The organism is Longispora albida DSM 44784 (assembly GCF_000379825.1).
GTDB classification, from domain to species: Bacteria; Actinomycetota; Actinomycetes; order Mycobacteriales; family Micromonosporaceae; genus Longispora; species Longispora albida.
Map to the genome: position 1 here is coordinate 140,013 of NZ_KB903837.1, position 21,056 is coordinate 161,068.

Consider the following 21,056-nt stretch of genomic DNA (forward strand, 5'->3'; position numbering starts at 1 on the left):
GACTGCCGCCCATCCCTCACTGCTGTTCATCCGTTTCCCGGCTCACTCTCCGAGCCCGGCCGGCTCATTCTCCGAGTTCGGCCTGCTGGCCCTGCGTGGGCAGATCGGCCCGGACCAGCCAGTGGCCGTCCTCCGGCTGGGCGGTCAGCTCGCCCCCCAGCATGGCGACCCGCTCCCGCATCCCCACCAGCCCGTGCCCGGACGCGCCCGTGCTGCCAGCGCCATCATCCAGAAGCCTATTTTGTACGAGAATCGTGACAGCACCCGCCGTCGCGGTGACCGCCAGCCGCACCGGCTGCCCCGGAGCGTGGCGGGACGCGTTGGACAGCGCCTCCTGGACGATCCGGTAACCGGTCAGGCTCACCCCGGCCGGCAGAGCCCTCCGCTCCGGCCCACCGGCCTCCGCGAGGTTCACATAGGAGTCGATCTGCACTCCGGCGTCCCGTGCGGTGCCCAGCAGGTCGTCCAGCCGGTCCAGCCCGGGCTGCGGGGCGCGCTGGCCCTGGTCCTCGGAGTTGCGGAGGACGCCGAGCAGCCGGCGCATCTCGGTCAGCGCCTCCCGCGCCGCGTTCTCCAGCTCGCCGAACTCCGCCTTGGTGTCGTCCTGCATGCCCGGCAGCCGGTACGGGGCGCTCTGGGCGCGGATCGTGATCAGCGAGAGGTGGTGGGCGACGACGTCGTGCAGCTCGCGGGCGATCCGGGTGCGTTCCTCGAGGACGGCCCGCCTGGCGTGCTCCAGCTCCGAGCGCTCCTCCTCGACGGCCAGCTTGCGCTGGGCCCGGACGCGCAGCCCGATCTGGTGCCCGAGGACCAGGAGGACCGCCACGACCAGGAGGACGCCGCCGATGTTGCCGCTGTCGACGAAGACCAGGACGAGCAGGCCGGTCAGGCCGCCGATCCAGGCCACGACCCCGGCCTCGTGCCTGAAGGCCACGCCGAACAGGACGACGAGCAGCACGATGATCTGCACCGGATTCCACGGCCAGGGCATCTGCGAGCCGACAGCGTTCATCGGGGCCATGAGCAGCGCGAACCACCACGCCAGCCGCCAGGCGACCAGCGGCCGGGTCAGCACGAAGGCGAGCGGGAACACGCTGCAGAAGGCGATGACGACCGACATCTCGTGCCGCGGATAGTCCGGCATGTCGGCGACGAACTTCTGCGCGGACAGCCCGAGGAGGAACGCGGCGGCGTAACTGGCGTAGACGAACCGGGTGCGCCACTTCGACACGGGCCAGGGCTCGTCCTTGCCGGTCAGTGCGGTCCTGAGCAGGGCAGTCCATGCAGCTTTCACGCTTACCGACCCTACGGGCGCGGACCCCGGTTGCCATCCCGCCGGGGTACTACCTCTCCGGTAGGGGGTGGCCGGACTACTTAGAGGTCCTAACTCAATGACTGGCGGCGCTCTGGCGGCCCCAGAAGACGACCGGACTGCGCAGAATTCAGGGCCGGATACAACACCGGTATCCGGCCCTGAATTCTGCTTGCCGCTCGCCTCCTGGACCTCGCCACAGCACCACCGCCATTGAGTTAGGACCTCTTAGGCCGCCACAGCGTGCAGGGGCCCGCGGGCCGGGGACGGCCAGCGGATCAGCCCCTCGCGGATCGCCATCACCGCGGCCTCGGTCCGCGAGGCGCACCCGAGCTTGGCCAGCACGTGCTCGACGTGCTTCGCCGCGGTCTTCGGGGCGACGACCAGCTCGGCGGCGATCTGCGGATTCGTGTGCCCGCTGACCATCAGGGTCAGCACGTCCAGCTCGCGGGCGGTGAGTTCGAGCGGGAGCTGTTCGGGGCTCTCCACGACGGCGGCGCCGCCGGCCACCGGGTATACCCGGACCCGGTGCCAGCTGCCGTCCGGGGCGTCCCACCAGAACCGTGGCGGGATGCGGACCGGGTCGATCAACGACAGCGCGCCACCGGGAGCCAGGTGCTCGCCCGGCTCGCGGCCCGGTATCGGGAGGATCCGCCCGTCCATCGCCACAATGGCAACGTTGTCTGATTCGCGGAGCGTGGCCAGCGGGTCGGCGACCGAGCGCATGCCGTCGGCCACCCCGGCGAGCATCGTCTGGAGCACGACCAGGGCCGGCATCACCTCGTCGGCCGGCTCGCGCTGGTCGTCGACCGAGATGTGCAGGCTGCCGGTGTACCGGCCGCTCCGCGTGTACAGGCAGGTCGTCACCCCCTCGGCGAACCCGGCCGGGATGAAGACCTCCTGCGCGGAGTAGGAGTCGTGGTACTCGAACGCCGCCACGTCCCGCCACCGCAGCGGCCGGGTGTCCGTCCCGCGCATCACCTGGTACCCCTGGTCGTTGTCGACGAACCACGTGTCGAGGTGGTGCAGGACGCGCTCGGGGTACCCGGAGTTCGCGAGGGTGCTGTGCTGGCCGGTCAGCGGGTCGTACCGGCTGACGCAGGCCGCGGCGTAGGGCACGATCCGGCGGAGGACGGACAGGACCTCCGCGGCGGCGTCGGCCGGGTCGGGAGTCCCGCCCGCCACGCAGCCGATCTCGACCAGCTCATCGCGCCACATGGGTGCCTCCCCTAGGTCATCGGCCCATGCCCCGCAAGAATGCCCAGCTCAGAGGGCAAGTGTCAAGAAAATCTGTTCAGATCCCTTCCTATGTAAATGGGTTGGCTGACGTATTCCGGGTCATCCGTTCGGGCCATACCGTGGTCTGCACGGCACACCTCTGGGGGGTCAGGGAGTGGTGCCGCCGGGGAAGCGGCACGGCCGGGCGCGCCAGGGGGTGGTGCTGCCCGGCCTGCCGGTACCCGGCTACCGAGGGGGGAAGATCATGAGCGGCGATGTCGTATGGCTCACCAGAGCGGCCTGCCGGAACGGTGATCCTGACGCCCTGTACGTCACGGGGGCTGCCCAGCACGAGGCCAAGCGGGTCTGTGCCGGTTGCCCGGTGCGGTTCCGCTGCCTCGCCGAGGCGCTCGACAGCGGCGACGAGTACGGGGTCTGGGGCGGGATGACCGAACGCGAACGGCGCGCACTGCGCCGCAAGCACCCGGAGGTCACGAGCTGGCGCGCCCAGATCGCCAAGGCACTCGGCCAGCGCGCGGCCGACTGGGAACTCGTCCCGGCCTAGCTTCGCTCTATCGCCGGTGGGGTGTCAGGCGTTAGCTTTCTGGGGTGATGTCTGCGGAGGCGGATGAGCGGTACGAGCACCTGCGTGCCCTGCTCACCGGGGACGAGCGGGCCACCAGCTTGCGGTACCGGCACGAGACCCGGTTCCCGCGTCTGCTGAGCTACTGGGCATACGAGGGCCGGGGCAGCCAGGTGTCCTGGTGGTGCGCCTGGTGGGTGCTGCCCCGCCCCGGCCTGCTGGTCCGCAGGGCCGCCCTGGTCGGCTGGACGACCTCCGAGCGCGGCGTCGACCCGGACACCGGCCTCTACCGGGTCGTGTACGACGACTGCGACGACTGGGTGTACACCGGGACGGCCGCGCGGCGGATCTACAAGCACGCGCTCAGCGACGCCTCACTGCTCTACGTCGACACCTGGCCGAAGCCACTGTGGCCGGATGTGGACGGCCACACCAGCTAGTGCCGGCCCGCTGAGAACGACGATGCGCGCGTTGGAGGGTCGTCTGCACACAACCCTGCGTGAACGTACACCGTCGTTGATCATTGTCCCGGTCGGTTTTCCAGATTATCCGGACGCGACGGACGCAAGGACCGGGCCGTGAGGACGACCTGGCGACCCGGTTCCGGCGTACCGGCGGGCTCCCTGCCGCGCTGCTGGAGCGCAGTTGTCCGGTGCTGCTCGGCGTGGCGACTGCGTAGGCTCGTCGCTGTGACTTACTCCGATGAGCAATCGCGGTGGCGCGTCCACGGCGAGCGGATGGTGTACGACAACCGATGGGTGCGCCTGGTCCAGGTGGACGTGGAGCCGCCGGACGGTAGCCGCTTCTGGCATCACGTGGTCCGGCTCCAGGTCGTCGCGGCGGCGGCCATCCTCGATGACCAGGACCGGGTACTCATGCTGTGGCGGCACCGGTTCGTCACTGACTCGTTCGGGTGGGAACTGCCGGGCGGAATCCTGGACAAGGGCGAAACGGGCGCGCAGACCGCAGCTCGTGAGGTTGAGGAAGAGACGGGGTGGCGACCGGCGGGGCCGCTGGAGCACCTTGTGTCCTTCCAGCCGATGCCGGGCATGGTTGACACTCCCCATGAGGTCTACGTGGGCCACGGCGCGTCGTTCATCGCCCCGCCGACCGACCTTGAGGAAGCCGGCCGCGTTGACTGGGTTCCCCTCGCCGACGTGCCGGACCTGATCAAGCGCGGCGAGATCGCCGGTTCAGGGTCACTCGTCGGACTGCTGCATCTGCTGGCGCTACGCGGATCGCAGTAGCCCGTCGAGCTGGTCTATCCGGCGTACCTGGCGGCGGGAACCGATCTTGCTGGCGAGAGCGCGGGCGTTGCCGATCTGCGTCCGCGCGTCTTCGGTACGGCCGCCTGCATGGTGCGCGTAGGCCAGATCGGTTAGAAGGCTCGTTCGCGCGCGGGAGAACTCGCCACCCATCTCGGCAAGTGCCTCGTTGAGGTGGCCGACCGCAGCAGCATCACCGAGTTTGACCAGGGCATTACCGCGCCAGCGCGCCAGGTGGGCGGGGTCGAGCGACAGGTACGGGATCTCTTCGGTCTCGGGCAGTGCATCGAGAACCGCAGCGGCTTCGTCAAACGCCCTGCGACTCCCTCCGCCGTCTCCAGTCTCAGCGCGGGCTTCACCGACAACGCCCAGCAGCCATGCCCCGAGCAGGGGCGCGACGCTAGGTCGGGCGATCGCTCGCGCCTCTTCGGCCAGTTCCAGCGCCAGATTGCGGTGGCCTGCGTCGATCAGGATGTACGCCTGCTGCGCCATCGCGTGCGACAGCAGCTCAGGTGACCAGAGTTCCTTACTCGCCGCTCTGGCCAGTTCGTGGAAGCGCCACGCCTCGGCGAGGTCACCCAGGTCCAGGCTTTGCCAACCGGCCAGCGTGGCGGCGTCGGCCAGCACAGCGGCTACAGGTTGCCTCTGACGTTCAAGGACAGCGTGAGACCACAGGGTTGTCACGGTCGCAACGTGCTCACGAAGTTGCGCGTGGACGACAGGAGCACCCAGTCGCCGATCCAGTTTCCGGAGATGATCGGTCTGCGTGTCCAGCAGCGTGACCAGCTCAGAGTCAATCGCGGCTCCCGCCGATAGCCGCTCGTGCAACTCTTCCAAAGCGGGATCGGGGGCCAGAGGCGTTTCAGCCTCACTGTCTTCCGCTGGGGCAAGGCCGAAGCGGCGGCGGAGACGATCGGGCATGTGCAGCCCTGCCGCGATGCGCTCCAGTACGCCGATGTCCCGCACGAGCCGCTGGTCAGACATGTACTGGCTGACGTCGCTTTGAGCGGCACTCACCGCGATCGCAATGCGCGTCTGGCTGGCACCCGTATGCCGCCGCACAAGCCGGAAGAGTTCACCCACGGCACGACGGGAAACAGCGTCTTGCACGTCCGCCCGGTGCCAGAACTCACCCGGCACTGTCAGTGGTTCTACCCCGCGCCCTGACATGAGATCAGCGTAGCCCTATTGGTGACCCTATAGGACAGTCCGATTCCCCGAGCGTGCCTGCTCAGACACCCTACGTGGACAGGCTCCGCTGCTGCGCTTGCCGCAGGGCCGCAGCAGCGGACGCCAGAACCATAGTTCCGGCACAGGCCGGAGCGAAGGGCAGGGAGCTTGTCAGGGCTCATCCCCGCCCCTCTGATCCTGAAAGGACTGAGGGCCATGCTGAACTCAACCCCCGCACAGCGCAAGAAGCTCGGGAAGCGCATCAGGGACTTCCTGACGTTCTACGCCCACCCGAACCATGAGGACACTCCGGCCGGCTGCAAGCTGATCGTCACTCGGGCCGGGATCGAACAGCTCATGACCGGCCACGGCTACCAGCCGGGCGACCTCGCCGACCCCGGCAAGCTTGACGCCTTCGCTGAACCCCGCAAGGCCCAGCCGTCCATAAAGCGCCTCTAGCAACCGGGGAGTGACCTGTCTTGAGTTACATGGAAGATGTCGCTGAGGGCTGCGGCGCGGTCGTGCGCCTCATGGAAGAAGACTTGATGAGCATCCTGGGTGGCGCTATGGAGAACTGCGACAGTGCCGTCTACAACTTCCAGGCCGGTGGGCACAGTGATGCCGTGCAGCAAGCCCTGCACATCCGGGGCATCATCGAGGAAGCGGCGGGCATGGGTAACGCCCTGATCGAACGCACCCGCGACGCGCTGAACGCGGCGGCGAACCTGATCGGTTGAAGCGCGGCACCGGTTGCCGGAACTCTGCCCCCGGCAAGGCCGGTAGCGCCAAATCCTCCGCCTCCGCCGCCCGACGACGCCAAGGCTGCCGAGATCCCGCCGTACTCGGGTCGTGGCCGGGCGCAGGGCAAGCTGTGGAGTGTCACAGGTGAGGCCCTGACTGACGTGTACCGGGCAGGCGAGGGGCCAGCCTCAGACGGGGCGGGCATCAAGGAGCCGTGGCTTTCTGATTCCACGATGACGTGGCACGTGGAAGGCCACGCGGCGGCGATCATGAGGCGGCGCCGGATCAGGCGCGCGTCGCTGTACATCAACGCCGCGCCGTGTTTGGGAGATGATGGGTGCGAAGAGAACCTAGAGGCTGTGCTCCCGGTCGGCTACACCTTGTACGTGTACAGCACCGACCGCCGATCGGGAGGCGTGAGGGTCGACGAGTTCAACGGGACAGGAGAAGGGCTAGCGCCATGAGCGAAGAGTTCAACGCGACGGAGTACCCGCTAGTGGCGTCCCCGGAAGTCATCTCCGATGTCATGGAGCAGATCCCCGTTGTCGGCACGCGAGGGCTCACCGCGTACGCGCTGTCGCTGGGCTTGCGGCCACCAGACGGGAGGGACCGTTGGAAGGTCCGCCTGATCTACTCGATGGACAAGCCCGAGCCAGTGCCAGGACTCTACTGGCAGAACGACTACGACGTCATGGCCGCGTACCCCGCTGAGCACGACCACTCCGACAGGCCCGCGCGCCCGCAGTAGCCAGACACGGCAGCGCCCCGGCTCGCTCCCGCGTCGCGTGGGAGAGCGCCGGGGCGCTGTGTTTCATGGGCTCAGTTCCCTTACGTGGGGTGCCCGAGTGCCGTCGCCTGGAGGGTCCGGAAAGACAACCGGCGACAGGGTTGCAGCCCCGCCGCCGGCCGTACGACCCACCGCGAACCTTCCACAGAACACAGACGAGCCGAGGTCAAGCCTAGATGTCTCACATTCAGCCCGTCGAGCGTTCCGGCCGCAAGCGCAAGAACGGCACCCGGGGCAAGCCCGTCATCAAGTACCGCGCCCGCTGGATCGACCCCAAGGGCAACGAACGCTGCAAGACCTTGCATACAACACCGGTATGCAGACTCCCCGCCTTCGCCTCGTCGCCCTCAGCGGGCCACCTCAGTCAGATCAAAATCAGGCCCATCTATTCCAGGCTGGGGCTGATGTCGCCGCGGGAGCGCTTCAGCTCGAAGAATCCGCTGGTACCGGCGACGAGCAGCACCCCGTCCCACAGCTTGCCGGCCTCCTCGCCGCGCGGGACCGGGGTCATGACCGGCCCGAAGAAGGCGATGGTCTGGCCGTCGGCGCCCGGTACGTGGATCACCGGGGTGCCGACCTCGTCGCCGACCGGGTCCATGCCGGCGTGGTGGCTGGCGCGCAGTTCCTCGTCGTAGGAGTCGGTCTCGGCCGCCTTGGCCAGGGAGGCAGGCAGCCCGACCTCGGCGAGGGCCTCGAGGATGATGTCCGGGTCGTCCATCGGATCGGGGGTGTGGATCCGCACGCCGAGGGCGGTGTAGAGCGGGAGCAGGACCTCGTTGCCGAACTGCTGCTCGGCCGCGATGCACACCCGGACGGGCTTCCAGGCACGGACCAGGAAGTCCTGGTACTTGGCGTTGAGCTCGCGGCCCTGGTTGAGCACCGCGAGGCTCATCACATGGAATCGGAAGTCGACGTTCCTGACTTTCTGGACCTCCAGCAGCCAGCGGGACGTCACCCATGCCCACGGGCACATCGGGTCGAACCACATGTCTGCTGTCACACGTTCGGTCGTCATGGTGCCCTACTGTAACGCTGGTGTTATCCCCGGAAGGGCAGGCTGGACGCCATGCGGGTACTGGTGGCCGAGGACGAGCCGATCCTGGCTGAGCACATCGCCGAAGGGCTGCGGGACGCCGGCATGGCCGTCGATCTCGCGCCGGACGGCCTCGACGCGCTGGCCAAGATCCAGACGAACGCGTACGACGTCCTGGTCCTCGACCGGGACCTGCCGGTGATCCACGGCGACGAGGTGTGCCGGACCCTGGCCGGCCGGCCGGGCGCGCCACTGATCATCATGCTGACGGCGTTCGTCGACCTCGCCGACCGGCTCGACGGGCTGACGATGGGCGCCGACGACTATCTCGGCAAGCCGTTCGCGTTCGACGAGCTGGTGCTGCGGGTCCGGGCGCTGGGGCGGCGCGGCCGTGGCCAGTCGGTGGTGCTGCGCCGGGAGACGATCGAGATGGACACGCTGCGCCGGTCGGTACGCAGGGCCGGGCGGCAGATCCGGCTGACGGCCAAGGAGTTCGCCGTGCTGGAGGCGCTGCTGTCGGCAGACGGCGGCGTGGTCAGCACCGAGGCGCTCCTCGAACGGGTCTGGGACGAGAACGTCGACCCGTTCACCAACACCGTCCGCGTCACCATGAACCGGCTGCGGCGCAAGCTCGGCGATCCGGCGGTCATCGAGACACTGGTCGGCTCCGGGTACCGGCTGCCGTGAGCCCGTTGATCACCGTCAGCCGGCTGACGATCCGGTCGCGGCTGACCATCCTCTACGGAACGTTGTTCCTGCTCGGCGGGCTGCTGCTCATCTCGGTGATGGTGGCGCTCGTCCGGGGCGACGTGCTCGACCAGCCCTCGACGGCTGAGCTGCACGCCCAGGCCAGCGCCTCGGGCGTGCACAGCAGCGAGGCGGAGGAGCTGATCCGGCAGCGGCTGCGCGCCGAGGCGCTCGACCGGCTGACCCTGATCTCGGTCGGCACACTGTCCGGCCTGGTCCTGCTGGCCGGCGGCGCTGGCTGGCTCGTGGCTGGCCGTACGCTCGGCCGCCTGCGCCAGGTCACGGACGCCGCGCGCCGGGCCAGCGAGACCACCCTGCACGAACGGCTCGCGCTGCCCGGCCCGCGCGACGAGATCAAGGAACTCGGTGACACGTTCGACGCGATGCTCGCCCGGCTCGACGCGGCGTTCGAGGGGCAGCGCCGGTTCGTGGCGAACGCCTCGCACGAGCTGCGTACCCCGCTGACGGTCGCCAGGACGGCAGTCGACGTGACCCTGGCGAAGCCCGCGCCCTCGGAGGCCCAGCTCCGCGCGATGGGGGAGAACGTCCGCACCGCGACAGCGCGCGCCGACCGGCTGATCGACAGCCTCCTGACACTGGCGCGCAGCGAGCAGCAGGTACGCGACGGCGAACTCGACGACCTGGCCGACCTGGCCGCCGAGGCGATCGACGCCGTGCGGCGTGAGGCGGCCGGCCGGGGCATCGGGTTCACTGCCGACCTCGCGCCAGCCCCGGTCTGGGGTGACGTCACCCTCCTGGCCCGCGCCGTCGGAAACCTGGTCGAGAACGCCGTCCGGCACAACAGCTCCCCGGGTACGGTGACCGTCCGGACCGGGCCGGCGGGACTCGAAGTCGCCAACACCGGCCCCGTCTACGACCCGGCCGTCGTCCCGCAGCTCTTCGAGCCGTTCCACCGGGGCGACCGGAGCAGGCTCGGCGGCGGGGGAGCGGGACTGGGGCTGTCGATCGTCCGCTCGGTGGCCCAGGCGCACGGCGGGACGGTACGGGCACAGGCGCGGCCTGGCGGCGGGCTCACCGTGACGCTGGCTATTCCTCCGGGTCCGGCGGCGGGTTCTGCTGGCCCTGCTGCCGGTTGACGAGCACGTCGCCGTAGTCGGACAGCCACGCGAGGGCCGAGGAGAAGCCGTAGAGCAGCGCCGAGGCGATCAGCCCGCCGAGGAAGGTGACAACCGCCCTGGTGGTGTTGTTGGTGCCCGCCGTCTCGGAGCCGACGAAAGCCGCACAGCTGAGGAAGAACGTCGCGATGAGCGTGATGATGGCCAGGTAGTACAGGATCGCGCTCGCGACCTTCGGATGCGCGGCGTCGGTGAGGTTGTTCACCCGATCAAGATAGGGACGTAGCGCCAGCCGGCCCGCCGCATGGCTTGTCGCCGACGGTGATCACGGAACTACCAGGCGAAATCCAGTAACAAACCTGTTAAGCAAGTTTTATTGCTCGGTTCGGGCGTTCTTCAGATAAAGATCTTGATACTCCGCGGTAGCCGCTTCGGCGGTACTACCCCTCGGAGGAATCATGATCCGTCATGCGCTGCTCGCCACAGGTGTGAGCGCCGCGCTCATCGGACTGCCAGCCCTCGCCGTCGCCGCTCCCCCAGCGGTGCCCGGCGGCCAGGGGCTGGCTTCTGCCGATGTCGCCGTCCGTGACGCCAGCAACAGCCTTGCCGCCAACTCCGGCGCGCTGAAGGCCGGCGCCGCCGACAGGTTCCAGGCCACGGGCTCCACTGTGGACGCCAACGGCACCCGGCACGTGCGGTTCGACCGGACGTACCAGGGCCTCAAGGTCCTCGGCGGCGACGTCGTCGTGCACAACGCCCCCAACGGCCAGTTCAAGGAGGCCACTGTCGGCCTCGCCGCGCCCTTGAACCTGTCCGTCACCCCGGCTGTCACCCCGCAGCGCGCCGCGGCCCTCGCGGTCGGCGGCTTCGCTGGCCAGCCGGGCTCCTCGGCTCCGGAGCTGGTGGTCGACGCGACCGCTGGCGAGCCGGCCCTCTCCTGGAAGGTCACCGTCAACGGCAAGGCAGCCGATGGCGGCGCCTCCCAGATGAACGTCGTGATCGACGCCCAGTCGGGCCTGATCCGCAACCAGTGGGACAGCGTGCGGACCTTCGCGGCCCGTGGCACCCGCTCGGCCGGTACCGCCGCGACGAACGTCGTGACGGCCTCCGCCACCGGTAACGGCAAGGGTTACCACGTCGGCGACGTGACGCTGGGCGTGAACTCGACCGGCTCCGGGTACGAGCTGAAGGACCCGAGCCGTGGCAACGGCGAGACCCGTGACGCGCTGAACAACGGTGACGCCAACGGCAACACCGACCCGACCGTGGCGACCTCCGCCGCGTTCACCAGCACCACCGGCACCTTCGGCGACAACACGCTGACCAACCGGGCGACCGTGGCTGTCGACGCGCACTACGGCATCCAGTGGACGTGGGACTACTTCAAGAACGTCCACGGCCGCAACGGCATCAAGGGCGACGGCGTCGGCGCGAAGTCCTACGTGCACTACTACGTGGACTACGACAACGCCGGCTGGTCCGACTCCTGCTTCTGCATGATCTACGGCGACGGCGCCCCGGGCTCCAAGCCGTTCACGCAGCTGGACGTGGCCGGCCACGAGATGGCGCACGGCGTCACCGGCGCGACGGCCAGGCTCGTCTACTCCGCGGAGTCCGGCGGCCTGAACGAGGCCACCTCCGACATCTTCGGCACCCTGGTCGAGTTCTACGCGAACACCGCGGCCGACGCTCCCGACTACCTGATCGGCGAGAAGATCGACATCCGGGGCAACGGCACGCCGCTGCGCTGGATGGACGACCCGACCAAGGACGGCAAGTCGCACGGCTGCTGGTCGAGCACCACGAAGAACGTCGACGTGCACTACTCCTCCGGCGTCGGCAACAAGTTCTTCTACCAGCTCGCTGTCGGCTCCGGTTCCTCCTCGTGGGGCAACAGCCCGGTCTGCGCCGGCGCCCCGGCTGTCACCGGCATCGGCAACGACAAGGCCGGCAAGATCTGGTACAAGGCTCTGACCACGTACTTCACCTCGACCGAGACCTACGGCAAGGCCCGGATCTCCACGATCAAGGCCGCCAACGACCTGTACGGCGCGACCGAGTGCAACGCCGTCAAGGCCGCCTGGAAGGCCGTCAGCGTCGCGGCGCAGACCGGCGAGCCCGCCTGCGCCACCGCCCCGTCGGGCGCCCCGGTCGTCACCAACCCGGGCAGCAAGACCGGCACGGTCGGTACCGCCGTCAGCCTCCAGGTCAGCGCCACCGACCCGCAGGGCGACGCGGTCACCTTCTCCGCCACCGGGCTCCCGGCCGGCCTGTCGATCTCGGCCTCCGGCCTGGTCACCGGCACGCCGGCCACCGCTGGCACCTACAACGTCACCGTGACGGCCAAGGACCCGGGCAACCTCGCCGGCACCGCGACCTTCACGTGGACGATCAGCGCCGTCAGCGGCGGCTGCACCGCTGCCCAGCTCATCGGCAACGGCGGCTTCGAGTCCGGTACCACCCCGTGGACCGCCTCCTCCGGCGTCATCACGAACTCGGCCAGCCAGGCCGCGCGGACCGGCTCGTACAAGGCGTGGCTGGACGGCTACGGCAGCGCCCACACCGACACGCTGTCGCAGACCGTGAGCATCCCGGCGGGCTGCACCACGGCCACGTTCTCCTTCTACCTGCACATCGACACGAAGGAGACCGGCTCCACCGTGTACGACCGGCTGACCGTCCAGGCTGGCACCACCACCCTGGCGACGTACAGCAACGTCAACGCGGCGAGCGGCTACGTGCTCAAGACGTTCTCCCTGGCGAACTTCGCCGGTCAGACCGTCACCCTGAAGTTCACCGGTGTCGAGGACTCCTCGCTCGCCACGAGCTTCGTGATCGACGACGTCTCCCTCAACGTCGGCTGATCCGCTGGTAAGTGACCCTCACTGTCCGGGTGAAAACCGGACAGTGAGGGTCCTTTTTGTTTACCTGGTTTGTTTACCTGGCAAGACTGTCTTATTCGCTGGGAAGCCACTAGATTCCGTCGGGCACGCACCGTCCGAAGGAGACTCCCATGAGGTACCGGTTAGCAGCGGCACTCGCCGCGGGCCTGGCACTGGCCACGGCCGCCGTCCCGGCCCAGGCCTCTTCGCCCACAGTGGTCATCAGTGAGGTGTACGGCGGCGGGGGCAACACGGGTGCCCCGTACGCCAATGACTTCGTCGAGCTGTACAACCGGGGCACCACGACGGTGAGCCTGTCGGGCTGGTCCGTGCAGTACGCCTCGGCGGCCGGCACGACGTGGCTGGCCACGACGCTCACCGGCAGCATCGCCCCCGGCGGGGTGTACCTGGTCAAGCTCGCGGCGGGCGGCAGCGGCGGAGCGGCACTGCCCACCCCGGACGCCACCGGCACGACGAACCTGTCCGCCACCAGCGGCAAGGTAGCCCTGGTCCAGGGCACGAGCCCGCTCACGTGTGGCGGCAACTGCGACACGGTCGCCAAGGACTTCCTCGGCTACGGCACGGCCAACGACTACGAGACCTCCCCGGCACCGGCCGGTACCAACACCCAGTCGCTGACCCGGACGAACGTGAACGCCGACGCCGACAACAACGGCACGGAGTTCGCGAAGGCCGCCCCGACCCCGAAGGCCGTCAGCGGCGGCGGTGGCTGCGGCACCGGTACGAAGATCCGCGACATCCAGGGTGCCTCGCACACCTCCCCGAAGGCCGGCCAGGCCGTCTCCGGCGTGAAGGGCATCGTCACCGCCGTCGGCCCCAAGGGTTTCTGGATGCAGGACCCGTGCACCGACACCAGCATCGCGACCTCAGAAGCGATCCTCGTGTACCTGAACGCCGCCCCGGCCGTCACCACCGGCACCGAGGTCTCGGTGAGCGGCACGGTGACCGAGTACCAGGGCTCGCCGACCAGCCTGACCGTCACGGAGATCACCGCGCCGGCCGTGACGACGGTCAGCACGGGCAAGCCGCTGCCCGCCCCGGTCGTGATCGGCTCCGGCGGCCGCATACCACCGTCCACTGTGATCGAGTCCGGCGCGTCCTTCGACCCGGTGAACGACGGCTGCGACTTCTACGAGTCGCTGGAGGGCATGCGGGTCCAGATCACGAGCCCGAAGGCCGTCGGCCCGTCGAGCAGCTTCGGTGAGATCCCTGTCGTCGGCGACACCGCCACCGTCCGGACCAACCGGGGCGGCATCGTCCTCCGGCAGAACGACCCGAACCCCGAGCGCCTGATCCTCGACGACTTCGTGCTGGCGGGCTCGACGCCGTCCGGCGTGAACGTCGGCGACGGCTTCAGCGGACCGGCCGTCGGCGTCCTCGACTACTCGTTCAACAACTACAAGCTGGAACTGACCAGCCCGCTGAGCCGGGTCGCGGGCCCGATCGCGCCGGAGACCACCGCGCCGGCCGGCCCGGGTCAGCTCAGCATCGCCACGTTCAACGTGGAGAACCTCGACCCGTCCGACCCGCAGAGCAAGTTCAACGGCCTGGGCTCGACCATCGTGCACAACCTGGCCTCGCCGGGCATCATCGTCGTCGAGGAGATCCAGGACAACGACGGCGCCGCGAACACGGCAACTGTCGCCGCCGACCAGACCTGGAACAAGCTGATCGCGGCCATCTCGGCCGCTGGCGGCCCGTCCTACGCCTTCGTCCAGATCAACCCGGTCGACGACCAGGACGGCGGCGAGCCGGGCGGCAACATCCGCGTCGGTTTCCTGTACCGGACCGACATCGGCCTGAGCCTGGTCTCCGGCACGCCGGGCTCCCCGGCGACCGCTGTCGGCGTGGTCAACGTGGGTGGCACCGACAAGGTCGGCCTCACGCACAACCCCGGCCGGATCGACCCGGGTAACGCGGCGTGGGCCGCGACGCGCAAGGCGCTGGTGGCCGAGTTCCGGTACGCGGGCGCGCCGGTCTTCGTCATCGCGAACCACTGGTCGTCGAAGGGTGGCGACGACCCGCTGTTCGGTGACGCCCAGCCGCCGGCCCAGCCGAGCGCCGTCAAGCGCACCCAGCAGGGCAACGTCGTGGCGGGTTTCGTGTCCTCGCTCCTCGCGATCGACCCGCAGGCCCGCGTCGTGGTGGCCGGTGACCTGAACGACTTCGAGTACTCGACGGCCGTGCAGACACTGGTCAGCGCCGGGATGACCGACCTGCCGGCGACGCTGCCGGACGCCGAGCGTTACACCTACGTGTACGAGGGCAACTCCCAGGTCCTCGACCACATCCTCCTGTCGCCCTCGCTCGCCGCGAAGGCGTACGGCTACGACGTGGTGCACGTGAACTCCGAGTTCGCGGCGCAGATCAGCGACCACGAACCCCAGGTCGCCAGGATCCCGCTCCCGTAACGCCTTCCGCCCCTCCCTCGGTGAACCAGTCAGCCGGGGGAGGGGCGTTCTCATGCGTTGTACCTGGCGACGTAGGCCCGGGCCCGCTCCCACGGCGAGTGCGCGTACTGCTCCGGCAGCCGGTGCCAGTACCGCGCGCAGAACTCCTCCAGGCTCACGTCGACGGTCATGACGCGCTCGTGTTCGTACGCGGCCAGCAGCCAGCTCTCCGGCGTCCATCCACAGTGGTCGAACGCCCATCGGCCGTCGCTCGCGTACACGTGCACCGGGTACGCGGCGCCCGGCTCGAAGATCACCCGGATCTCGAATCCGGCGCCCCACGGCGAGGCCGTGAACGCCCACGCCAGGATGTGACAGGCGCCCGCCGCGAAGAAAGCGTGGTCGTCCCGCTGCCACGACAGCAGCTGGTCGGCGCGCTCGGCTTCCGTGCGCCGGAACAGCCCCGCTGCCTCGTACCTGGATCGCCGCACCGCGATCTGGCCCCCGTAGACACTCCACCCAGGACACTCGGGTGAGCAGTCCTCGCACACCCCGTCCTCACGCAGCTCCCGCCGCAGCTCGCCCGGCGTGTTCCCGTGGTGGGCGATCAGGCGGCGCACCACGTACCGCCGGCGATGTCTGTCACGGGCCACGCGGGCCAGAGCCGTCGCCGGCATCCGCCCGTTGAGCAGCGCGTTCCACCGCACGATCTCGTCCCCGTCGTCGGCGAGGCTGTCGAGGGCGTCCGGCGGAGTGTTGTGATTACGGGCCGTCCAGACCCGTACCGGCCGGATCTCGTCAACGGCCAGTTCCCGGAGCCGTGCCGCCGGGGTCCGGATCGACCTGGCCTCCAGCGCTCGCCGGTACCCGGCCATCCGCTCCTCGTACCCTCGAATGATCCGCACGCGTCCATCATCGCGGCATCGTGAGTGCCCGGGTCGGATGGCCCGGGCACTCAGAACACCGGTGAAGGAGTCAGGGCCCTGAAACCTTTGGGCTGCCCGTTCAGGACGCGGGGTGCAGGTGACGCCGGAGGAACGTGAGGATGTCCTGGCGTGCGGGCCGGGCGTCGGGGATCAGGCCGGGCATGCTGAGGAAGCCGTGGATGGCACGCGGATATGTCCGTACCTGAGCGTCGACGCCGTCCGCCCGGAGCCGTTCAGCGTAATGGCGGCCGTGGTCGTCCAGCGGATCGAGCGCGGCGGTGACGATGAGAGTCGGCGGCAGCCCGGCCAGGTCGTCGAGCTTCACGGGCGAGATGGTGCGCGGGTCGAGGGCCGGCGGCACGCTCAGCCTGCGGGCCAGGCGCAGCTCGGACAGCGAGAGGCCGGGATGGCCGGCGTTCCGGATGAACGACGGGTACTCGGTCATCGTCTCCGACCAGTCCGTACCTGGATAGCCCAGCACCTGAGCGCGCAACGCCGGCCCGGCCTCGCGGACCCGCAACGCGAGGAGCGTGGCGAGCGAACCACCCGCGCTCTCGCCGAAGAGCGCGACAGCCTCCGGGTCGATGCCCCAGCGCCGGTGGTCCCCGATCAGCTGGACGAGCGTGTCGTAGCCGTCGTCCACGGGGGCGGGCAGCGGATGCTCGGGCGCCAGCCGGTACTCGACCGACACGACCACGGCCGGGCAGTGCGCGGCGAGATGGCTGTTGAGCCAGTCGTTCTGCGCCGCCGTGCCGACCATGAACCCTCCACCGTGGAACGACAGGACCAGCGGCAGCCGTGTCCCGGCGTCCTTCGGGCGGTGGACGCGCAGCGTCAGCCTGCGGCCAGGCAGCTCGATCGTGCGCTCCTCGATCCTGGCCCGCCGGTCCGGGAGCCCGGTGATGAACCGGGTCGCCCGCGACGACCGCAGCCTGTTGGTCTTCACGCGGGCGGCGATGACCTGTTCCGGGGTCATCGACTCCCAGTCCACCGAGTTCCTGAGGATGAGCCGGGCGCCCAGCGGGGCCTTGGTTGTCATGGTGTCCTCCGCTCCGGAATACGCTACTGACGGTAGCGTATTCCGGTAAGATAGCCTGCGCTCGTGCAGATATCCAGCCCAGCCGGAGCCGGGCGGCCACGCTCGGACCTGAACGCGACCGTGTTCGCCGCGATGTTCCGCACCGTGCGGGAGCTGGGGTACGCGGGCGCGACGATGGACCGGATCGCCGCGGCCGCCGGGGTCGCCAAGACGACGATCTACCGGCGCTGGCCGTCCCGGGGCGCGCTGGTCGTGGAGGGTCTGCTGGACGCTTTCGGCCCGGTACCGATCGAGAGCGCCGGGCGGGCGGAGCTGCTGTCCTCCGCCATCCGGTGGATCGCCGGCAAGATCGGTGAACCGGGCGTCGGAGGGGCCTTCGCCGGCGTGTTCAGCGACGCCGTCAGCGATCCGGCGCTCCGCGAGATCCTCGCCACCCAGTTCCAGGCCCCGTACCTGCGTGCGCTCCAGGCCGGGCTGGGCGAACCGGAACACCGCGTGCTGTTCCTGATCGACGTCGTCACCGGCACCCTGCTCCACCGCATGGGCATGACCGGCGAGCCGATGGCTGAGTCCGATGTGGATGCACTGGTGGAGATGGTGCTCCGGGTTCTTCGTGTTGATTAGGGTCGATCGGGCCTGTCTAGATATGAATTTCCGGCTTGGTCAATCATGTAACCCCGGGCCCGCAGTGTGAGCCGGAATTACTACCAATTCCATGATGCAAGCGGGTCGGTTTGTATTGCGCCCGGTAGAGACTGATCTGTGAGGTAGAAGGTCTGGGGGTCGTCAAGGTAGCCTCGTAGGGTATCCGCCTCTCCCTGCGGAGCGATAGCGTCAAGAAATGCCTGCTTACCCTCGGGGCAGATGGCGACAATTTTGAATTTTTCGTCTTTGAGAACCTTCGCCGTCAATGCCTTCCTGATAGTCACGTTCACTGGAACGTCGCCCAAGCCATACCCGGCTATGACAATGCCTTCGGCTCGTTCCAGGGATGCGCTGAAATTGCGATATGCGGATTCGAATGGCTGCCGTCGCACGATCTGGGATTTCCTGTCCGTAAGGACCACTGCGGGATTATAGAAAGCATCCCCATTCGGGTCGTATTGGAAAACTCTGGCACTCCTGAGCTCCTGCAAGTTACCTGCCTTATAGATTTCACCCGCGTGCTCTACCCATTGCACACTGCCATGCAGATGATTCAGCAACACCTTCGTTTTAGGCGGTACAGCTGAAAACCTGTCCGGATCTCTAAGCTTGAACACGGGAATACTGCCGTGGCGCCGGTCCGTCAAGATAGTGGGCTTAAAGGGTGCGGCCTCGTCGGCCATGTCCGAGTCACGTTCTAAAAAGGCTCCGTCTAGGAGGGCGTCATAGTTTAGAGTGAAGCAGTTTAGCCTTCTGCTATCGCGGACATTTTCCATCCAGTCAATAAAAGCCCGGTATCGAAGCCATTCGGGTGAAGACTTCCTGATGATGGAAGCTTCTGCGACTTCCTCTAGTACGATTCCCGCCCCATGTCTGTATAGAGTTGCTATACGACTGCTTGTGAGTCGGAATGGCTTGCGCTTTCTTTGCCTAAAAATCCCCTCTATCGCCATCAATTCAACTAGAGTGTCCACAAGGCGGTCAAGCGGGCCTAGTAGCTCCTCGAATCCGCCTCTAGGGGGTCTTTGGGTATCTACGCACAGGTGCATTGCGGCTCTTTTGAGCCTTTCGGAGCAATCAAGAGTGGCGTCTAGATGTTGCGACAGATGACTGCAGCTCAGCCTCTGGCTGTACACAAGGCTAGCGCCATTGCCGATGAGTGCGCACAAGCTTCTATCGAGAGACATTGTGGGCCTCCAAGCTCATCGCTGGGTCACCCTGCAATTCCAGTGGAGCACAGATCAATCCAGGGGGTGGCAATTCGAGCTCGTTCGCGAGATTGATTCGTGATTCGCATCTGTGCAGGTTGGGACGCCCTTGGCGTCAGGGGGCGAATCTCGGAGTCTCCGGTCGAGGCACCCGTTGCTTGTAGATTCGGAGCACCTACGGCAGCAGCAGGGTCACCGCGACGGCCCGGTGGTCGGAGGCCTGGCTGTCCGGGGTGATGACGCCTGAGGCTGTGAGGCCTTCGGTGACGAGTACGTGGTCGATCTGCTCGCGGGGTGTGTCGCTCGGGAAGGTGCGGACGGGCCGGCTGGGCGCGAAGGCGTCGCGGAAGCCGGCGTCGGTGAGGACGGTGAAGGCCGACGAGCCCGGTTCGATGTTGAGATCACCGGCCAGGACGACGGGCAGGCCGGGGTACTCGCGGAGCAGGCCTGCCGCCACGCGCGCCTGTTCGGCCGGCGGGTTGCTGCCGTCCGGCTGGAAATGCGTCGAGATCAGGGCGAGTTTGCGGCCACCGGGGAGCTCGGCCACGGCCCCGAGTGCCTGTGCCCCGGTCGGGCCGGCCGGCGGGAGCAGCACGCGGCGCACGGAGCGCAGCGGTACCCGGGCGAGGATCGCGTCGCCCCACAGCCCGTCGGCTGCCGGGCCGAACACGTACTCCATGCGCAGGCGCTTGGCGAGCAGCACGAGCGTGTCGTGGCCGCCGTTGAGGAACCAGCCCCGGTCCACCTCGCTCAGCAGGACGATGTCGGGGTTCTGGTCAAGGATCGTGGCCGCCAGGTCGTCGACGGCGAAGCGGCCGGTCAGGTCGAAGCCCATCCGGATGTTGTAGGTGACGAGGCGGACGGAGCGGGAGGCCTGCTGGTCCTCCGGGTCGGGTACGGCACCGGAGGACGCGAGGAACACCGCCACGGCCAGTGCGGCCGCCTGGCTGAGCCGGATGGCGTGCTGTGTCCATCGTGGACGTTCGGCGGACTCGGCTGGCGGGCCGGCCAGGACGACGGTCGCCGTCAGCCAGAGCGCTGCCGCGAAGAGGACGGCCACGTTCGGGAAGGGGAGGTCGAGGTCGTAGCTGGCGTAGTACAGGAAAAGCATGATCATGAAGGCGAGCAGGCCCCCGGCGGCGGCCAGACCGCCCCGGACCCGGCCGGACCCCTGGCCTGGGACCGCGTCGCCGGGCACCGCGAGCCTCGCTCCCCGGCTGGGCCGGGCGATCGCGCCGAGGCACGCTCCCAGCAGGACGGCGGCGACGGGTGGCGCGCTCAGGGAGAACGGCAGCAGCGCCCCGGCGATGGCCACACCCCACCGGCCCTTGCGGTGCGTGATCGAGGCGACCCAGACGCCGAGGGAGCATCCGGCCACGGTCGCGGCGATCGCGAGCGGGCGTTCAGGCAGGCCGACCAGCGCGCCGGTCGCCATCGGGGCGCTGGTGACGATGGTGGCCAGGACGAGAGCCGGGCCGGCAGCGAGCCAGAAACGCGCGGGTGCCGGATCGGCCCCGGAACGCTCGGGGACCGCCGAGGTCGCGGCGAGGGTGATCAGCCCGGCCAGGACCAGGATGACCCACACCCACCATCCCGTACGCCATTGCAGGTCGACGCCCCCGAGCAGCGCGTGCGCCGTCGCGTTGAGCCCGAAACCGCCAGCCAGGCCGACCGCGGCCCACCGGCTGCCCAGCCCGCCCACCGCCAGGCTCACCAGCCACCACAGGCCGAAGACCAGCGCCGCCGTCGACGCGACGAGCTGGGGCGTGCCGCCGTGCGTGCCCTGGAGGACGATCCTGGCCACGACCAGGCCCAGCGCCGACAGCAGCGCGAACGACGGCCCGGCCCGCCTCGCCAGCGGGACAGCCACGAACGCCGCCGCGAAGCAAACGAGCGCGAAGAGCCCGATCTGCTCGGCTGGCGTGGCTCCGGCCGAACCGTACACAGTGATCAGTGACGGCAGCCAGACCCGCAGGACATCGATGATGAGCGCTACGCCGAAGGCCATGACGA

At 68.6% G+C, this 21,056-nt stretch carries 21 protein-coding genes; 12 read left to right on the forward strand and 9 right to left on the reverse strand.

The window, feature by feature from the left end:
• Positions 1 to 64: 64 nt before the first annotated feature.
• Positions 65 to 1,294 carry a sensor histidine kinase gene (locus A3G1_RS37335; RefSeq protein ID WP_018352981.1) on the reverse strand — a complete coding sequence of 410 codons (1,230 nt, stop codon included), beginning with the start codon at positions 1,292 to 1,294 and terminating at the stop codon, positions 65 to 67.
• 246 nt (positions 1,295 to 1,540) lie between these two features.
• Positions 1,541 to 2,530 (reverse strand): helix-turn-helix transcriptional regulator, encoded by a 990-nt coding sequence (locus A3G1_RS37340; RefSeq protein ID WP_018352982.1) that lies wholly within the window; start codon positions 2,528 to 2,530, stop codon positions 1,541 to 1,543.
• A 265-nt stretch (positions 2,531 to 2,795) separates the two neighbouring features.
• On the opposite strand from A3G1_RS37340, the gene A3G1_RS0128840 reads away from it, so the two are divergent.
• From A3G1_RS0128840 to A3G1_RS0128850, 3 genes are all read left to right on the forward strand, one after another.
• Positions 2,796 to 3,095, forward strand: a complete 300-nt coding sequence (locus A3G1_RS0128840; protein WP_040480192.1) for a WhiB family transcriptional regulator — start codon at positions 2,796 to 2,798, stop codon at positions 3,093 to 3,095.
• A 44-nt stretch (positions 3,096 to 3,139) separates the two neighbouring features.
• Positions 3,140 to 3,553: a hypothetical protein gene (locus A3G1_RS0128845; protein ID WP_157641471.1), complete on the forward strand. Its 414-nt coding sequence runs from the start codon at positions 3,140 to 3,142 to the stop codon at positions 3,551 to 3,553.
• Positions 3,554 to 3,802: 249 nt separating this feature from the next.
• Positions 3,803 to 4,360, forward strand: coding sequence for an NUDIX hydrolase (locus A3G1_RS0128850; protein WP_026212636.1), 558 nt, complete (start codon positions 3,803 to 3,805; stop codon positions 4,358 to 4,360).
• Here A3G1_RS0128850 and A3G1_RS37345 read toward each other — a convergent pair.
• Positions 4,343 to 5,461: an NsdA family TPR-like regulatory protein gene (locus A3G1_RS37345; RefSeq protein ID WP_157641472.1), complete on the reverse strand. Its 1,119-nt coding sequence runs from the start codon at positions 5,459 to 5,461 to the stop codon at positions 4,343 to 4,345. The genes A3G1_RS0128850 and A3G1_RS37345 overlap by 18 nt on opposite strands.
• A gap of 303 nt (positions 5,462 to 5,764) precedes the next feature.
• Between A3G1_RS37345 and A3G1_RS0128860 the strand changes: the two genes are divergently transcribed.
• From A3G1_RS0128860 to A3G1_RS0128875, 4 genes are all read left to right on the forward strand, one after another.
• Positions 5,765 to 6,007 carry a hypothetical protein gene (locus A3G1_RS0128860; RefSeq protein WP_018352987.1) on the forward strand — a complete coding sequence of 81 codons (243 nt, stop codon included), beginning with the start codon at positions 5,765 to 5,767 and terminating at the stop codon, positions 6,005 to 6,007.
• A gap of 86 nt (positions 6,008 to 6,093) precedes the next feature.
• Positions 6,094 to 6,285 (forward strand): hypothetical protein, encoded by a 192-nt coding sequence (locus tag A3G1_RS40935; protein ID WP_157641473.1) that lies wholly within the window; start codon positions 6,094 to 6,096, stop codon positions 6,283 to 6,285.
• Positions 6,286 to 6,309: 24 nt separating this feature from the next.
• A complete protein-coding gene (locus tag A3G1_RS39915) occupies positions 6,310 to 6,753 on the forward strand; it encodes a DddA-like double-stranded DNA deaminase toxin (protein ID WP_483804260.1) in 444 nt (147 codons plus the stop codon).
• Positions 6,750 to 7,037 (forward strand): hypothetical protein, encoded by a 288-nt coding sequence (locus A3G1_RS0128875; RefSeq protein ID WP_018352990.1) that lies wholly within the window; start codon positions 6,750 to 6,752, stop codon positions 7,035 to 7,037. The genes A3G1_RS39915 and A3G1_RS0128875 overlap by 4 nt, the downstream gene beginning before the upstream one ends.
• Positions 7,038 to 7,461: 424 nt before the next feature.
• Here the strand turns inward: A3G1_RS0128875 and A3G1_RS0128880 are convergent, their stop codons facing one another.
• A complete protein-coding gene (locus A3G1_RS0128880) occupies positions 7,462 to 8,091 on the reverse strand; it encodes a mycothiol-dependent nitroreductase Rv2466c family protein (protein ID WP_018352991.1) in 630 nt (209 codons plus the stop codon).
• A 51-nt stretch (positions 8,092 to 8,142) separates the two neighbouring features.
• Here A3G1_RS0128880 and A3G1_RS0128885 point away from each other — a divergent pair, with 51 nt between their 5' ends.
• Both A3G1_RS0128885 and A3G1_RS37355 read left to right on the forward strand, forming a co-directional pair.
• Positions 8,143 to 8,796 carry a response regulator transcription factor gene (locus A3G1_RS0128885; RefSeq protein ID WP_018352992.1) on the forward strand — a complete coding sequence of 218 codons (654 nt, stop codon included), beginning with the start codon at positions 8,143 to 8,145 and terminating at the stop codon, positions 8,794 to 8,796.
• Positions 8,793 to 9,953: a sensor histidine kinase gene (locus tag A3G1_RS37355; protein WP_040480109.1), complete on the forward strand. Its 1,161-nt coding sequence runs from the start codon at positions 8,793 to 8,795 to the stop codon at positions 9,951 to 9,953. Before A3G1_RS0128885 ends, A3G1_RS37355 begins: the two co-directional genes overlap by 4 nt.
• On the opposite strand, the gene A3G1_RS0128895 is transcribed toward A3G1_RS37355, so the two are convergent.
• On the reverse strand, positions 9,904 to 10,197 hold the full coding sequence (locus A3G1_RS0128895) for a hypothetical protein (RefSeq protein WP_018352994.1): 294 nt from the start codon (positions 10,195 to 10,197) through the stop codon (positions 9,904 to 9,906). The genes A3G1_RS37355 and A3G1_RS0128895 overlap by 50 nt on opposite strands.
• Before the next feature lie 193 nt (positions 10,198 to 10,390).
• Here A3G1_RS0128895 and A3G1_RS0128900 point away from each other — a divergent pair, with 193 nt between their 5' ends.
• Both A3G1_RS0128900 and A3G1_RS0128905 read left to right on the forward strand, forming a co-directional pair.
• Positions 10,391 to 12,796: a M4 family metallopeptidase gene (locus A3G1_RS0128900; protein ID WP_018352995.1), complete on the forward strand. Its 2,406-nt coding sequence runs from the start codon at positions 10,391 to 10,393 to the stop codon at positions 12,794 to 12,796.
• A 149-nt stretch (positions 12,797 to 12,945) separates the two neighbouring features.
• Entirely contained in the window at positions 12,946 to 15,246 is a 2,301-nt protein-coding gene (locus tag A3G1_RS0128905; protein ID WP_018352996.1) for a lamin tail domain-containing protein, read from the forward strand.
• 50 nt (positions 15,247 to 15,296) lie between these two features.
• Here the strand turns inward: A3G1_RS0128905 and A3G1_RS42000 are convergent, their stop codons facing one another.
• Positions 15,297 to 16,130, reverse strand: coding sequence for a hypothetical protein (locus tag A3G1_RS42000; protein ID WP_245563618.1), 834 nt, complete (start codon positions 16,128 to 16,130; stop codon positions 15,297 to 15,299).
• Positions 16,131 to 16,230: 100 nt separating this feature from the next.
• Entirely contained in the window at positions 16,231 to 17,190 is a 960-nt protein-coding gene (locus A3G1_RS0128915; RefSeq protein ID WP_018352998.1) for an alpha/beta hydrolase, read from the reverse strand.
• Between the two features lie 63 nt (positions 17,191 to 17,253).
• Here A3G1_RS0128915 and A3G1_RS0128920 point away from each other — a divergent pair, with 63 nt between their 5' ends.
• Positions 17,254 to 17,814 (forward strand): TetR/AcrR family transcriptional regulator, encoded by a 561-nt coding sequence (locus A3G1_RS0128920; protein WP_211216399.1) that lies wholly within the window; start codon positions 17,254 to 17,256, stop codon positions 17,812 to 17,814.
• An 80-nt stretch (positions 17,815 to 17,894) separates the two neighbouring features.
• Here the strand turns inward: A3G1_RS0128920 and A3G1_RS39925 are convergent, their stop codons facing one another.
• Entirely contained in the window at positions 17,895 to 18,884 is a 990-nt protein-coding gene (locus A3G1_RS39925) for an SIR2 family protein (protein ID WP_157641474.1), read from the reverse strand.
• Positions 18,885 to 19,218: 334 nt separating this feature from the next.
• A complete protein-coding gene (locus A3G1_RS0128925; protein WP_018353000.1) occupies positions 19,219 to 21,051 on the reverse strand; it encodes an endonuclease/exonuclease/phosphatase family protein in 1,833 nt (610 codons plus the stop codon).
• Between the last annotated feature and the right edge of the window lie 5 nt (positions 21,052 to 21,056).